Here is a 13,063-nt window from a genome sequence, read left to right as displayed (position 1 = left end):
GAAGGCGTCGAGCGCGGCGGCGGCATTGTCGCCAAGGCCGCCCCAGGGTTCCCACTCCTGCCCTTCCGGCACGCCCATCAGGGTGCGGAACTGCTCCATCTGGGGCGGGTTCATCATGCCCGAATGGTTGTCCTTGTGCCCCGCCAGCGGCAGCCCGTGGCCCTTGACGGTGTAGGCGATGAACAGCGTCGGCCGGTCGTCGTCGCAGGCATCGAAGGCGTCGATGAGGCTCTCGATGCAGTGGCCGCCAAGGTTCGTCATCAGCGCCGCCAGCGCATCGTCGTCGTAGCTGTCCAGCAGCTTGCGAACTTGCGCCTTGCCGCCGATGTCGGCCATCAGCCGCGCGCGCCACGCCGCGCCGCCTTGATAGGTGAGCACCGCGAAATCGGCATTGGGGCACTGGTCGATCCATTCCTCGATCGCCTTGCCGCCGGGCTTTGCGAAAGCCTCGCGCTGCAGCTTGCCGTACTTGAGCGTGACGACGCGCCAGCCGCAGGTCTCGAAGATGTCGTCGAAGCGGCGGAACATGCGGTCCGCCGTCGTGCTGTCGAGCGACTGGCGGTTGTAGTCCACCACCCACCAGCAGTTGCGCAAGTCGTGCTTGTAGCCTTCGATGAGGCATTCGTAGATGTTGCCCTCGTCGAGTTCGGCATCGCCCATCAGCGCGATCATCCGCCCCGCGTCTTCCTCGCGCACTTGACCATGCGCGACGAGATAGTCCTGCACCAGACTCGAGAACGCCGTCACCGCGACGCCGAGGCCGACCGAGCCGGTCGAAAAATCGACGGGGATCGTGTCCTTGGTGCGCGAGGGATAGCTCTGCACGCCGCCGAGGCCGCGAAAGCGCTCCAGCTTCTCGCGCGTCTGTTCGCCCAGCAGGTAGTGGATCGCGTGGAGCACCGGCCCCGCGTGGGGCTTCACCGCCACCTTGTCCTGCGGGCGCAGCGCATGGAAGTAGAGCGCGGACATGATCGCCGTCATCGAGGCGCAGCTGGCCTGATGCCCGCCGACCTTCAGGCCATCGCGCTTGGGGCGCAGGTGGTTGGCGTTGTGGATCGTCCATGCCGAAAGCCACAGCAGCCGCTTCTCCAGTGCCTCCAGCGTCGCGACAAGGTCGGCGCGGGTCTGGGTGATCGTGTCGGCCATCTGCTCATGCTCCCTGAATGGCGCTCGAGCGCCATCGCGGCAGGATACGCTCGGCGGGCTGCGCATGTCCTTGCGTGTTCGGCCTCTCAGCGCGTATCCATTGGCAGAACCTGCCGATAATTCCACAATGGACGCCATAATCATGCCATCACCGCTGGACTCGATTGACCGCCGGATTCTCGACGAGCTGCAGTCCGACGGACGCATCACCAATCAGGAACTGTCGGAGCGGGTCGGCCTGTCCCCCTCCCCCTGCCTGCGCCGTCTCAAACAGCTGGAAGGCGAAGGCGTGATCACCCGCTACGTCGCGCTGGTCGATCCCGAGACGGTAGGTCTTGGCGTCACCGCCTTCGTCCGCGTGCGGCTCGATCAGCAGGATGACCGCCACCTGGAAGCCTTCGAAACCGCGATCATGCAGTTTCCCGAGGTCATGGAATGCTACCTGATGACCGGGGAGGCGGACTATCAGTTGCGGCTGCTGGTGCCTTCGCTGGGCACTTTCGAGGATTTCCTGCGCAACAGGCTGACGCGGATCGAGGGCGTCTCGCAAGTCACCACCAGCTTTGCACTAAGGCCGGTGGTGTACCGGACTAAAATCCCGGTGTGATGACGGCAGGGACGTCGTCCCGGACTTGATCCGGGACCGCTGGCCGTGACCAGCCCACTTACGGGAGCAGCACCCTGCCGACAGAACTCGCCTAAAGACAGCCACCGGTCCCGGATCAAGTCCGGGACGACGAACTGTCACGGCGTCGCCGAAGGACTCGGCGCGACCGATGATCTCGGTGCGGGTGAGGCGCTGCCGCTCGGTTCGATGCGCAGGCCTTGCCCCTCCAGCGTCACGTCGAGCGGCACCCCTTCGACCCTGGTGCTCAACACCGCCTGCCCGTTCTCGATGCGGATGTGGTTGTCGTCGCCCACCGGAATGTCGCCGAGGTCGGGCACGTCGAGCGGCTGGACCGGGCCGTCCGGATCGGCAGCCTTGCGCGGCGGCGGCGCGGCCTTCTCGCCCAATGCCTCGCGCATGAAGTCGCGCCAGATGCGCGCCGGGACGGTGCCGCCGGAGACCCCGTTCAGCGGCGAATTATCGTCCTTGCCGACCCAGACGCCGACGACGAGATCACCCGAATAGCCCACGAAGAGCGCATCGCGGTTCTCCTGACTGGTGCCGGTCTTGCCGAAGTTCGGCGCCTGCAGCATGGCCGCACGGCCGGTGCCGCGATTGACGGTGGCGCGCAGCATGCCCTCGATCGCCTCGTGATCATGCTTCGAGAGCGAGCGCTTGCCGTCGAGCAACCAGTCGAACCAGCCCGCCTCCGGCACAGGGAAGGCGCGCGGCTCGACCGGGAAGCTGTTGGCGGCGACACCCGCATAGGCGGAGGTCAGTTCCAGCAGCGTCATCGTCGCGGTGCCGAGCGCCAGACTGGGATCGCCCATCGGCAGCGGCGAAGACACGCCGAGCCGCCGCGCCATGTCGATCACCGACTCGTCCCCGACCCGGTTGAACAGCCGCACCGCCGCGACGTTGCTGGACCGCGCAAAGGCATCCTCCAGCGTGATCGTCGGCGAATAGGCCCCGCCGGCGTTCTGCGGGCGGTAGGAGCCGGTATCGATCGGCGTGTTGGGGATCGTATCCTCGGGGCTCATCCCGGACTTGATCGCGGCGAGGTAGACGAACAGCTTGAAAGTCGAGCCTGGCTGGCGGCGCGCCTGCGTAACGCGGTTGAACGGGCTTTGCGAATAGTCCCGCCCGCCGACCATGGCGACGACCTCTCCGTTGCGGCGCATGGCCACGAGCGCGACCTGCGTGCCTGCAGGAACCTGCCGGGCGGCGCGGTGCGCGGCGGCTTGCAGGCGCGAATCCAGCGTGGTGCGATAGGACTCGGCGTGGCCCGCCGCTTCGAGCTGGCGCGCCTGCGGCAGCGCCCAGTCGGCGAAGTAGGTGCCGGTCGGAAGCTCGGCCCGGTTGCGCACGTCGAGACGGGGCGTGGATACGGCCTTCGCGTGCTGCGGAGTCATGTATCCCGCATCGGCCATGGCTTGCAGGACCACCCTCATCCGCTTTTCGGACGCGGCGAAGTTGTTGGTCGGCGCCAGGCGCGAGGGAGCCTTCATCAGCCCCGCCAGCAGCGCCGCCTGCCCCTCGGTCAGCTTCTCGGGCTGGCGATGGAAGTAGTGCAGCGAGGCCGCGCGGATGCCGTAGGTATTGTCCCCGAAGTAGGCGTTGGAAAGGTAGCGCTCGAGGATCTCGTCCTTGGTCAGCCATGCCTCCAGCCAGAACGCGATCAGCATCTCGCGCGCCTTGCGCGTGAGGCTGCGCTCCGAGCTGAGGAAGGTGAACTTGGCCAGCTGCTGCGTGATGGTGGAGCCGCCCTGCGTATTCCCGCCGGTCACGTTGCTGAGCGCGGCGCGGGCGATGCCGCGCGGGTCGATGCCCCAGTGCGAATAGAAACGCCGGTCCTCGATCGCCAGGAATGCCTGCACGACGTGCGGCGGCAGGTCCTTCACCTTGACCGGATCGTCGGTGACCGCGCCGTTGCGGGCGATCGGCGTACCGTCGGCGGCGAGCAGGGTGATCTCGGGCGGCGCGATCGGCTGGAGCGACTTGGACAGCGGCGCGGTGACCGCGAGATAGCCCACGGTCAGCACGAACAGCGCCAGAACCCCCGCGAAAGTGCGGACGATGCGCTGCTTCCACGTCCAGCGGTGCCACGGCAGAAGCCGCCACAGCCATGCCAACAGTCGGCGCGGCCAAGTGCGCCACCCCCTGCCTTCGGGCAAGGGGGTCTCGACGAGCACGTTGTCCAGTTCGGGCTCGCGGGGGTCGGCGGCTATATGGCGGGAAAGCTCCATTGCCGCCTGCGTTTAGCTGATTCTCCCGGCAAACGCATCCGGGGTTTCGACGAAAGGCGTACAGCGCCCTGCCATCGTCGTCAGGTCGCCTTTTCGGGATAGGGCATGATGATCGTGCCGTCGGGCGCGGCGGTGAAGGTCGTCTGCGTCGGATAGGGGATCGCAATGCCCTCCTGCGCGAACCGCTTGACGATCGCCACCATCAACCGGTCGCGCAAGGGGTGGGCGATGCCCCAGTCCTTGCCGGGCACGTCCACCAGCAGGGTGAAGTCGAGCGAACTGGCGCCGAAGCTCTCGAAACCGGCGCGCGATGCCTTGCCGCCTTCCGCCTCGACAAGTTCGGTCAGGATGCCCGGAATGCGCGCCAGCGTCTCCGGCGGGGTCTCATAGGCGACGCCGATGGTGAACGGCAGGCGGATGTGGTCGCGCCCGCTGACGTTCAGGATCTCCTTGTCGAGCAGGTTCTTGTTGGCGATGATCCGCAGTTCGCCGGTATAGGCGCGGATGCGGGTGGACTTGAGGCCGATCGCCTCGATAACGCCCGAACTGGTGCCGAAGCTGATCTGGTCGCCCTTGCTGAAGGGGCGGTCGAAGATGATCGCCAGCGCCGCGAAGAGGTCGGCGAAGATGCCTTGCGCGGCCAGACCGATGGCGATGCCGCCGACGCCCAGACCCGCGACCAGGCCGGTGACGTTGACGCCGATGTTGTCGAGCAGAACCACCGTCGCCACCGCGAAGACGACCACGCTCACCAGCAGGCGGATGAGGCCCATGGCGTTGATGATCGCCTCGCCCTTGAAGTGCTCGGCCGAAGTCTTGTGCTCGATCGCGCCGAGGATGAACTCGCGCGCCCAGATCGCGCCCTGCAGCACGGCGGCGAGGGTGAAGAAGAAAGTCACCATCCGGTCGATCATCGGCGGCGTCTGCGCGTAGCCGTCGACCGCGCGGATCGCGACCATGATGATGAAATAGTTGGTCGTCTTGGTAACCACCCGGCCGACGATGGTGAGCCAGTCGCCCCGCCCGCGTTCCTCCCGGCACAACCGCGCGCCGAGGCGGCGTAGCGCGTAAAGCGCCGAGACGATGGCGACGGCGATGGCCACCGCGATGATGATCTGCAGCCAGTAGGTCTGGAACCACGCGAAGGTCGAATTCGACAAGTCGCGGACCTGCACGGAAACGTCGGGAATGGGGGACTTTGCGGGAGCCGGAGTGGCGGCGGGGGCGGCTGCCGCTGCGGCGATAGTGGTGATTACGCTCATCGCGTGCTCGTGATCCTGCGTCTGTGGCGCCGGCTGCGGATGGCGACCCGAACCGGCGGATGGGCGACGCTCCCGAAGCGAAACGGAGCGTCGGCGCGGGCTTTTGAAATGAACGGCCCTCGACTTTGTTCCCGTATCGGGACCGCCCGGGCGGGTCAAACCTTGCGGCTTCGCCGCTTATACCCTAAGGGGGTATAGGTATGGCACATCTCGGCAAGGACAATCAGGCGCTCATCATGCGGATACGTCGCATGGTCGGGCAGTTGCAGGCGGTCGAGCGCTCGCTCGTCGAAGGGGAGGACTGCGCGAAAGTGCTGCTGCAGAGCGCGGCGGTGCGCGGCGCGGTCAACGGTTTCATCGACGAACTGATCGAGGACCACCTGCGCACCCACGTCTCCGCGCCCGACCTCTCCGATGCCGAGCGCGAGGACGGCGTACAGGCCGTGATCGCCGCCATCCGCCGTTACGCGAAGTAGAAAGACCGGATTTCCCATGGCTTCCCTGCCTCACCCATCCGTTCACGATCACGATTTCCTCGGCGCCTCGCACGACGCCAACGCCCGCCGGACGCAGTGGGTCGTCGTGCTCACCGCCGTCATGATGGTGGGCGAGATCGTCGCCGGATATGCCACCGGATCGATGGCGCTGCTCGCCGACGGGTTCCACATGGCGACCCATGCCGGAGCGCTCGGCGTCGCCGCGTTGGCCTATCGCTATGCCCGCAGGCACCGCCGAAATCCGGCCTTCAGCTTCGGGACCGGCAAGGTCGGTGACCTCGCCGGCTTCGCCTCGGCTCTGGTTCTGGCGCTGTTCGCGGTGGGGATCGGGGTGGAATCCGTGGAGCGCCTGCTCAACCCCGGTCCGGTGGCGTTCGGGGACGCCACCATCGTCGCGGTGATCGGCCTGATCGTGAACATCGTCAGCGCCCTGCTGCTGTCGGGCGACCATCACCACCATGGGCACGGGCATCATCACGGTCACGCGCACAACGACAACAACTTGCGCTCGGCCTACCTGCACGTGCTGGCCGATGCGCTCACCTCGGTCATGGCTATCGTCGCGTTGCTGGCCGGGCGCTATCTGGGCTGGACCTTCCTCGACCCGCTGATGGGCGTGGTCGGCGCGGTCGTCATTGCGCGCTGGTCATGGTCGCTGATGAAGGACACCGCCGCGATCCTGCTCGACCGCACCGACGACCACGTCGCGGAAGAAGTGCGCGAGGCCATCGAAGGCCCCGGCGACGCGCGCATCACCGACCTTCACGTCTGGCGCATCGGCCCCGACGCCCATGCCGCGATCATATCGGCCAGTTCGGCACGCAACCATGGCGAACTGCGCCGCCGCCTCGCGCCGGTGCATGAACTGCGCCACGTCTCGATCGAGCGACATTGAGGGCCTGCGTCGTCCACACCGCAATGACGGGGAAGGGGTGAGCCAGGCCAGCGTTAGGCGGCAAACCATGCGCTATCCTCGCCGGCGGTGGTCGCGTAGCGCTCCAGCTGGCTGTCGAGCCCGGAGAATTCCCAGGTCAGGCGCAGGAACACCGCATCCTCGCCGTGCACCCACAGCCGCGCTGGCGGCCAGTGCGGCTGCCAGCGCAGTTCGTAGACGTCGGCCGTGAACGTGCCCGCAGGAACGGTCACCTCCTCCTTGCCGACATACGTGACCCCGATCGTGATCGGCAGCGCGACGAGCGAGCTTTCGCCGTTGATGTCGTAGGAACAGGTGACGCTCGGGATCATCCGTTCCGCCCCCGGCTCGTCGGTCCCGCGCGCAAGCGCGATGGCGCCGTCGCCCACGAGCGGATGCAGGCCGAGGTAATCGACCTTTCCGGGCAAGGTCTGGCTGGTGCGCCCGAGGTTCGCCGTCAACGACTCGCAGTGCGTGGCGTCGGGCGTGAAATAGTACCACGAACTGCCGGTCAGCTTGCCGTGCTGGACGACGCGCACCTGACCCTCGACCGGGCGCAGATCGGCCCGCCCAGAACACCGGGATCTGCTCCTGTACCGGCTTCACCAGTGCGAAGGCGCCGTTGAAGCGATACCATTCGCCCGCGTGGTCGAAGGGAACCTCGCTCGACCAAATGCGGCGCAGGATCTCCACGTATTCGCGGCTGCGGTGGTAGCGTTGCTCCTTGGTCAGGTAGTCGCCGTCCGCCTGAGTCTCGACGTCGCTGGCGCCGGTGATGATGTGGACGCCCGCACGCCCGCCACTCGCCCGGTCGAGCGTCGCGAACATGCGCGCGGCCATGGTCGGCGCGATGAAGCCAGGGCGATGCGCGACCATGAATTTCAGCGTCTTCGTCACCGCCGCGATGTGCGCGGCGGTCGAGAGCGGATCGGGCCAGGTCGCCGTCTGCCCGACGAGGACGCGGTCGAAGCCCGCCTCCTCGTGCGCGACGGCATAATCGCGCAGAAACTGCGGGTCGTATACCCCGCGCACCGGATGGGCCTCGGAGGAATCCGCGAAGAAGTGAAGGCCGACGACTTCGAAGGCCATTACCGCACCTCCATCGCGGCTTCCCGCTCGGCCACCTTGCGGCGCAGGGCGGGAATGATGTCGCGACCGATGATCTCCGCGTCCCCGATCGGGTCGTAGCCGCGCAGGATGAACTTGTGCACGCCCGCGTCCCAGTAATCCATGATCGCGTCGACGAGCTGGTCAGGATCGCCGACAAGGGTGCCGCTGTTGCTGTGCGCGCCGCGGATCTCGTTGATGCCGTTCCAGAAGCACTTCTCCAGCCGTTCGCCCTTGCCGGCGAGTTCGGCCGTGCGCGCGAATCCGGCAGCGCTGGCGGCGACCTTGTTCTTCTCCGCCTTGCTCTCGAGCGCGGCGATGCGGCTCTTGAGGTCCGCCGCCTGCGCCCACGCCTTGTCTTCACTTTCCCCCACGACGAGGCGCAGCGAAACGAGGAAGTCGGGCTTGCGGCCCAGGGGCTGCGCGGCGGCGGTGACTTTCTGCACCACCTCGGTCATGCCCGCCACGGTATCGCTGAGCGTGGCGAAGACGTCGGCGCAGGCCGCGCCGGTAGCGATCGCCATCGGCGACATGCCGCCGAAGAACACCGGGATCGTGCCGTTCAGCGGCTTGATCTCGGCATAGCCGCCGTTGAAGCGATACCACTTGCCGTCGTGGTCCACCGGGGTCTCGCTCGCCCAGATGCGGCGCAGGATGTCGATGTATTCGAGGCTGCGGTCGTAGCGTTCCTCCTTGGTGTGGAAGTCCCCGTCGCACTGCATCTCGATGTCGCTGGCGCCCGTGATGACGTGGACGCCCAGCCGCCCGCCGAGCAGCCGGTCGAGCGTCGCCAGCATCCGCGCGGCCATGGTCGGCGCGATGAAGCCGGGTCGATGGGCGAGCATGACGCCCAGACGCTCGGTGACGGCGCCGACATAGGCGGCGGTGGTGAAGTTGTCCGGCATCGTCGCGGCATTGGCGATCAGCACGCGGTCGTAGCCCGCCGCCTCCTGCACTTTGGCCAGCTTCACGATGGCGTCGATGTCGTAGTGCGACACCGGCACCGGCGACAGTTCGGAGGCCATGTTGTGATTGATGAGACCGTTGATTTCTATCGGCATGCGCGTTCCCCTGGAATCTGCGCAAAGCCTATGTGCGCCTCCATGCATGGCCTCAGCAGCCGGGCGCATATCTCCGCATGACGGTTAGAATCCCCGCAATCGGCGCGTTTGCGGCGAAGAACGCATAGGATGATGCGGCGGACTCATGCCCCCTGCAGAAGCAATCTTGCAGCGATCAACTCCACAGAGCGGACATGCCTTCCTCGGACGGTTGTGTCCTGCACGCCAAGCGCATTGCATGCCCGCATGATCGAGGTCATTCCGATCTCTGACCTACCGGAACGATGCGCATGTCGACCTCCCTTTCCCGCCGTACCCTTCTTGCAAGCGCCTTGCTGGGCGCCACCGCCGCCTGTGCGGGCGGTGCATCGCGCAGCGTCGTCGCGGCACCGATGCCTGATCGCCGGACGTTCGACCTCACCGGTCCGGGCGAACGCACCATCTCGATCAGCGAGTGGGCGGGCACCAGCGGCAAGCGCGGGACGATCCTGTTCTCGCACGGCGCCCTGTCCGCGCCGTGGTTCTACGACCGCATCCTCCAGCCGCTGCTGGCATCGGGTTACCGGGTGCTCGCGCCGCTCCACGTCGACTCCGCGCAGCACCCGCACACGGCCGAGTACAAGGGCCTTGCCAGCTGGCGCTGCCGCATCGAGGACATGCGCACCCTCATCGCGCATATCGGCGACACGCCGTTCATCGCCATGGGCCACAGCTACGGCGGCCTGATCGCCACCGTTCTCGGCGGCGCGGCGGGCGTCATACCCGAAGGGATGGAAGGCCCGCTCATGCCGCGGCTCGCGACGAGCGTGGTGGCGTTCTCGCCTCCGCCGATGATCCCGGTGATGATGACGGCGGAAGGGTACGGCGCCCTCGCCGTGCCCGCGCTGATCCAGACCGGCACCATCGACCTGCTCCCCGGCATGACGCCGAGCGATGCGGAAGGATGGCGCGCGCACCTCGCCGCGTTCGACGCCGCCAAGCCGGGCGGGCACCGCTACGGCCTCGTGCTGGAGGGCGTGAACCACTACTTCGGCGGCGCGATCTGCGATTTCAGCCAGCCCGGTCCGATGCAGCTTGACGGGCTCAGCCACGCGAATGCGGTGGCGAGGCTGTTCCTCGACGCCTTCGCCAGCGGCAAGGCGAACGCCAAGGCCCTCGCGAGGCTCGACGCCGGGATCACCGACGCCCTCCCCATCCGCCTGATGCGGCGCTGAGGCCAGCGCTCGTGACTGACGTTCTGGGCTGGCGCAGGCTGCTGGGGGTGATCGCACCCTCGACCAACACCGTCGTGCAACCCGACATGGAGCGCATGCGCCCGCCCGGCGTCACCAACCATCTCTCACGCATACACGTCGAGGACCCGGTGGCGCTCTCGAACGAGGACTTCATCGCCGGAACCACCGCCATTGCCGAGAACACGCTGGACGCCGTGCGCTCAGTGATGACCTGCCGCCCGGACTATCTGGTGCTCGGCATGTCGGCGGTGACCTTCTACGGAGGCGTGGACGGCTCTCGCCGCTTCAAGGCCCGGATCGAGGCGGAAGCTGGGGTGGGCGCAACCACCGGGGCGGAGGCCGTCGCCGCCGCCCTGACCGCCGTGGGCGCGAAGGCGGTGAGTTTCGTCTCGCCCTACTACCCGGTGGCGAATGCCGAAGTCCGCCAGTTCCTTGAAGAATCGGGCTTTGCCGTCAGGCGCGACCGGGCGCTGCACTGCCGCCGCTGGACCGACATCGCCAAAGTCACGCCCGAAACGCTGCGCGAAGTCATCGCGCAGCTCGACGGTGACGACGTCGACGCCATCGTTCAGGTGGGCACCAACCTCTCCATGGTCGATCTCGCCGCCGAGTACGAAGTGACGCTCGGCAAGCCGGTGATCGCCATCAACACCGCGACCTACTGGCACGCCCTGCGCGCCTGCGGGATTTCGGACAAGCTGCCCGGCTTGGGTCGCCTGTTGAGCGAATTCTAGAACGACAAAACACGTCGTCATCCCCGCGCAGGCGGGGACCCATCTGATGCACTCTCCCGTTGCGCAATGGGATGGGTCGGGAGATGGGTTCCCGCCTGCGCGGGAATGACAAGATGAACAGACCACACATCGCAAATCCACCCTGCGGCCATATCACCAAACGGCATTAGGCCATCGCCCCGAGCCCCCGTGTTCTGCGTCTCAAGCACGAGTACGGAGAACCGCGTGGCAACAGGATCAGGTAGGGCGGCCCATGCAGGCGCCGCAAGTTCCAGGGCATGGTCGATCAGGATAGGGTCGCTGCTGATCCCCCTCGCCCATGCGGCGGGACAGAACGTCGTGACCGTCCTCGGCCTGCGGTTCATGACGGACAGTCTGGCGATCTCCGCCGGGACCGCGGGGCTCATCTTCGCCCTCGTGAAAATCTACGACGGCTTTCTCGACCCCACCGTCGGCGCGTGGAGTGATCGCTTCCAGTCGAAGTGGGGTCGCCGCCTGCCATTCCTCTTCGCGGGCGGACTGGCGATGCCGCTGGGCGTCGTCATGCTGTTCGGCGCACCCGACGTGGGATCGGTGCTGCTGACCGAGGCGTTCGTGACGCTGGCGCTGATCATCCACGCATCCGGCTATACGCTGATGACGATCCCCGGCTTCGCGATGGTCGTCGAAAGTTCCACCGACCCCGACGAGCGCGCCCGGCTCATGGCATGGCGCACTTACGGCAACGCGGTCGGCACCCTGCTCGGATCGACGCTGCCGACGTGGCTGCTGGGCATGATCGGGCCGGGCCGCCAGAGCCACCTCATCCTTGCGGTGCTGGTCGGCGCGATCGTCTTCGTCGCGACCACCGCCGCCGTACGTCTGCTGCGCGACGCCCCCCGCACGGCGCCGAGTGCCGAGGCCGCCCGCAAGCCGCGCGGCCGCTTCGAACTGTGGCGGCAACTGGTGGTGGTCTGGGCCAACAAGCCGTTCCAGATCCTCGCCATCGCGCATGTCTTCCTGCTGTTCGGCACCGTGATCGGGTCGGCCACCCTCGCCTACTTCACCCGCGTCGTGCTGAAAGTCGGCGATGCCACGCTGGGCACCTATTTCATGCTTTCGACTGTCGCGATGGTGCTGTCGATGCCGGCGTGGGTGTTCGGGTCGCGCCATCTCGGGCGCAAGGCGTGCTACATGATCGCCCTCGCCGTCTATGGCGCCAACCATCTGACCTGGCTGCTTGCCGGGCCGGGCGAGAGCACCCTCGGCATCGGCGCCCGTGCCCTCGTCGGCGGCTTCGCGGGCGGCGGCATGATCCTGTGCGCCTATGCCCTGCTCTCCGATGCCGTGCGCTACGATTTCGTCCGCAGCGGCGAGCGTCGGGAGGGCGCCTTCGCGGGCATCACCACGCTGCTGGACAAGCTGTCCTCCGCCGCCTCGCTGGCTGCGCTGGGCGCGTTCCTCTCGGCGATGGGCTACGTGTCCTCGGCCAGTGGTGCTTCGGGCGCGCAGGGTGCCGACGCGGAATGGGCGATCATGATGTGCGAGTCCGTGATCCCGGCGCTGGCGATGGCCGGTGCCTTCATCACGATGTGCTTCTACCGCCTCGACGCCGGGGAACTGGCGCTGGCGGAAACGACGGCAGCGCCCGCGCTTGACCCTGCGGTCGATCCCACGGGCGAGCCGACCTGAAGGAAACGGCAGCCCCGGCACTGACCGCCGGGGCTGCCGTATATCAATTCGCGTGAGGACGCTTTTCCACCAGAACCGCAACCGGAACATGCGGGATCGCCCGGCTTTCCTCCACGTCCGGCCGCCCGACATGGGCGCGCAGCTTCTCCGCGAAGAGTTCCGCCGAACGCTTGATCTCGGCATCCGCCCGGAACAGCAGTCCCGCGCGCAGAGGGCGCGGCATCCGCTCGACATTCAGCGCGACCGCGCCGGTGCCCTCCATCAGCGCATCGGGCAGCATGCCCAGCATGCCTTCCTCCAGTACCAGCGACTTCATGAACGAAACCGAGCTGGTCCTGACCCCGGCGGCCGGCATCCCGGCGTTGCCGACCGCGAAGTAGTTGCGAGTGGCTGCCAGCCAGTGCTTCTGGTCCAGCATCGCCCATGCCCAGCGCGTCAGCTCGGCGGGCGTGATACCGCTACGATGCGCAAGCGGGTGCCCGGGCGCGGCGTAGATCGAGCAGGACGAACTGCGGATCCGCTCATAGGCCAGCTTCTCCTGCATCGTCGTGGCCGGGACGGTGGTGAAGACGAGATCGACCTTG

Annotated in this window: 11 protein-coding genes and 2 pseudogenes; 6 read left to right on the top strand and 7 right to left on the bottom strand. The window is 67.1% G+C overall.

The genetic code is table 11. From position 1 onward, the window contains the following. Nucleotides 1–1,146: pseudogene (locus LH128_RS25925) on the bottom strand (transketolase); the annotation flags it as partial. 127 nt (nt 1,147–1,273) lie between these two features. Between LH128_RS25925 and LH128_RS25920 the strand changes: the two are divergent. Then, a complete protein-coding gene (locus LH128_RS25920) occupies nt 1,274–1,753 on the top strand; it encodes an Lrp/AsnC family transcriptional regulator (RefSeq protein WP_008832660.1) in 480 nt (159 codons plus the stop codon). A 137-nt stretch (nt 1,754–1,890) separates the two neighbouring features. Here the strand turns inward: LH128_RS25920 and LH128_RS25915 are convergent, their stop codons facing one another. Together LH128_RS25915 and LH128_RS25910 are read right to left on the bottom strand one after the other, a co-directional pair. Next, nucleotides 1,891–3,999: a transglycosylase domain-containing protein gene (locus LH128_RS25915; protein ID WP_008832659.1), complete on the bottom strand. Its 2,109-nt coding sequence runs from the start codon at nt 3,997–3,999 to the stop codon at nt 1,891–1,893. Nucleotides 4,000–4,079: 80 nt separating this feature from the next. Beyond that, nucleotides 4,080–5,261, bottom strand: a complete 1,182-nt coding sequence (locus LH128_RS25910) for a mechanosensitive ion channel family protein (RefSeq protein WP_008832658.1) — start codon at nt 5,259–5,261, stop codon at nt 4,080–4,082. A gap of 200 nt (nt 5,262–5,461) precedes the next feature. Between LH128_RS25910 and LH128_RS25905 the strand changes: the two genes are divergently transcribed. Beyond that, nucleotides 5,462–5,737: a metal/formaldehyde-sensitive transcriptional repressor gene (locus LH128_RS25905; RefSeq protein ID WP_008832657.1), complete on the top strand. Its 276-nt coding sequence runs from the start codon at nt 5,462–5,464 to the stop codon at nt 5,735–5,737. A 16-nt stretch (nt 5,738–5,753) separates the two neighbouring features. Beyond that, nucleotides 5,754–6,653 (top strand): CDF family Co(II)/Ni(II) efflux transporter DmeF, encoded by a 900-nt coding sequence (gene dmeF, locus LH128_RS25900; protein ID WP_008832656.1) that lies wholly within the window; start codon nt 5,754–5,756, stop codon nt 6,651–6,653. A gap of 53 nt (nt 6,654–6,706) precedes the next feature. Here dmeF and LH128_RS34780 read toward each other — a convergent pair whose 3' ends face one another. The 3 genes and pseudogenes from LH128_RS34780 to LH128_RS25890 all read right to left on the bottom strand — a co-directional run bounded on the left by LH128_RS34780 (nt 6,707) and on the right by LH128_RS25890 (nt 8,839). Then, nucleotides 6,707–7,210, bottom strand: coding sequence for a hypothetical protein (locus tag LH128_RS34780; protein ID WP_037521417.1), 504 nt, complete (start codon nt 7,208–7,210; stop codon nt 6,707–6,709). A 13-nt stretch (nt 7,211–7,223) separates the two neighbouring features. After that, nucleotides 7,224–7,760 (bottom strand): annotated as a pseudogene (locus tag LH128_RS34775) (LLM class flavin-dependent oxidoreductase); the annotation flags it as partial. After that, nucleotides 7,760–8,839 (bottom strand): LLM class flavin-dependent oxidoreductase, encoded by a 1,080-nt coding sequence (locus tag LH128_RS25890; RefSeq protein ID WP_008832654.1) that lies wholly within the window; start codon nt 8,837–8,839, stop codon nt 7,760–7,762. The gene LH128_RS25890 and the pseudogene LH128_RS34775, both read right to left, overlap by 1 nt. Nucleotides 8,840–9,129: 290 nt before the next feature. Between LH128_RS25890 and LH128_RS25885 the strand changes: the two genes are divergently transcribed. The 3 genes from LH128_RS25885 to LH128_RS25875 all read left to right on the top strand — a co-directional run bounded on the left by LH128_RS25885 (nt 9,130) and on the right by LH128_RS25875 (nt 12,479). Next, on the top strand, nt 9,130–10,053 hold the full coding sequence (locus LH128_RS25885) for an alpha/beta fold hydrolase (RefSeq protein WP_008832653.1): 924 nt from the start codon (nt 9,130–9,132) through the stop codon (nt 10,051–10,053). Nucleotides 10,054–10,064: 11 nt separating this feature from the next. Further along, nucleotides 10,065–10,808: a maleate cis-trans isomerase family protein gene (locus tag LH128_RS25880; protein ID WP_008832652.1), complete on the top strand. Its 744-nt coding sequence runs from the start codon at nt 10,065–10,067 to the stop codon at nt 10,806–10,808. A 225-nt stretch (nt 10,809–11,033) separates the two neighbouring features. Beyond that, entirely contained in the window at nt 11,034–12,479 is a 1,446-nt protein-coding gene (locus LH128_RS25875) for an MFS transporter (RefSeq protein ID WP_172705176.1), read from the top strand. A 43-nt stretch (nt 12,480–12,522) separates the two neighbouring features. Here LH128_RS25875 and LH128_RS25870 read toward each other — a convergent pair. Next, nucleotides 12,523–13,063, bottom strand: a 541-nt coding sequence (locus LH128_RS25870; RefSeq protein ID WP_008832650.1) for a LysR substrate-binding domain-containing protein, incomplete at its 5' end; no start/stop codon positions are given.

This window comes from Sphingomonas sp. LH128, from assembly GCF_000293195.2.
GTDB lineage: Bacteria > Pseudomonadota > Alphaproteobacteria > Sphingomonadales > Sphingomonadaceae > Novosphingobium > Novosphingobium resinovorum_A.
Note: the sequence above shows the minus strand (reverse complement) of the source record. Positions and strands in the feature narration are given on the sequence as shown.

Excerpts from the sequence above, each read along its gene's own strand:
- LH128_RS25915 (WP_008832659.1), bottom strand. The coding sequence starts at position 3,999 with ATGGAGCTTTCCCGCCATATAGCCGCCGACCCCCGCGAGCCCGAACTG.
- LH128_RS25910 (WP_008832658.1), bottom strand. The coding sequence starts at position 5,261 with ATGAGCGTAATCACCACTATCGCCGCAGCGGCAGCCGCCCCCGCCGCC.
- dmeF (WP_008832656.1), top strand. The coding sequence starts at position 5,754 with ATGGCTTCCCTGCCTCACCCATCCGTTCACGATCACGATTTCCTCGGC.
- LH128_RS25920 (WP_008832660.1), top strand. The coding sequence starts at position 1,274 with ATGGACGCCATAATCATGCCATCACCGCTGGACTCGATTGACCGCCGG.
- LH128_RS25885 (WP_008832653.1), top strand. The coding sequence starts at position 9,130 with ATGTCGACCTCCCTTTCCCGCCGTACCCTTCTTGCAAGCGCCTTGCTG.
- LH128_RS25890 (WP_008832654.1), bottom strand. The coding sequence starts at position 8,839 with ATGCCGATAGAAATCAACGGTCTCATCAATCACAACATGGCCTCCGAA.
- LH128_RS25905 (WP_008832657.1), top strand. The coding sequence starts at position 5,462 with ATGGCACATCTCGGCAAGGACAATCAGGCGCTCATCATGCGGATACGT.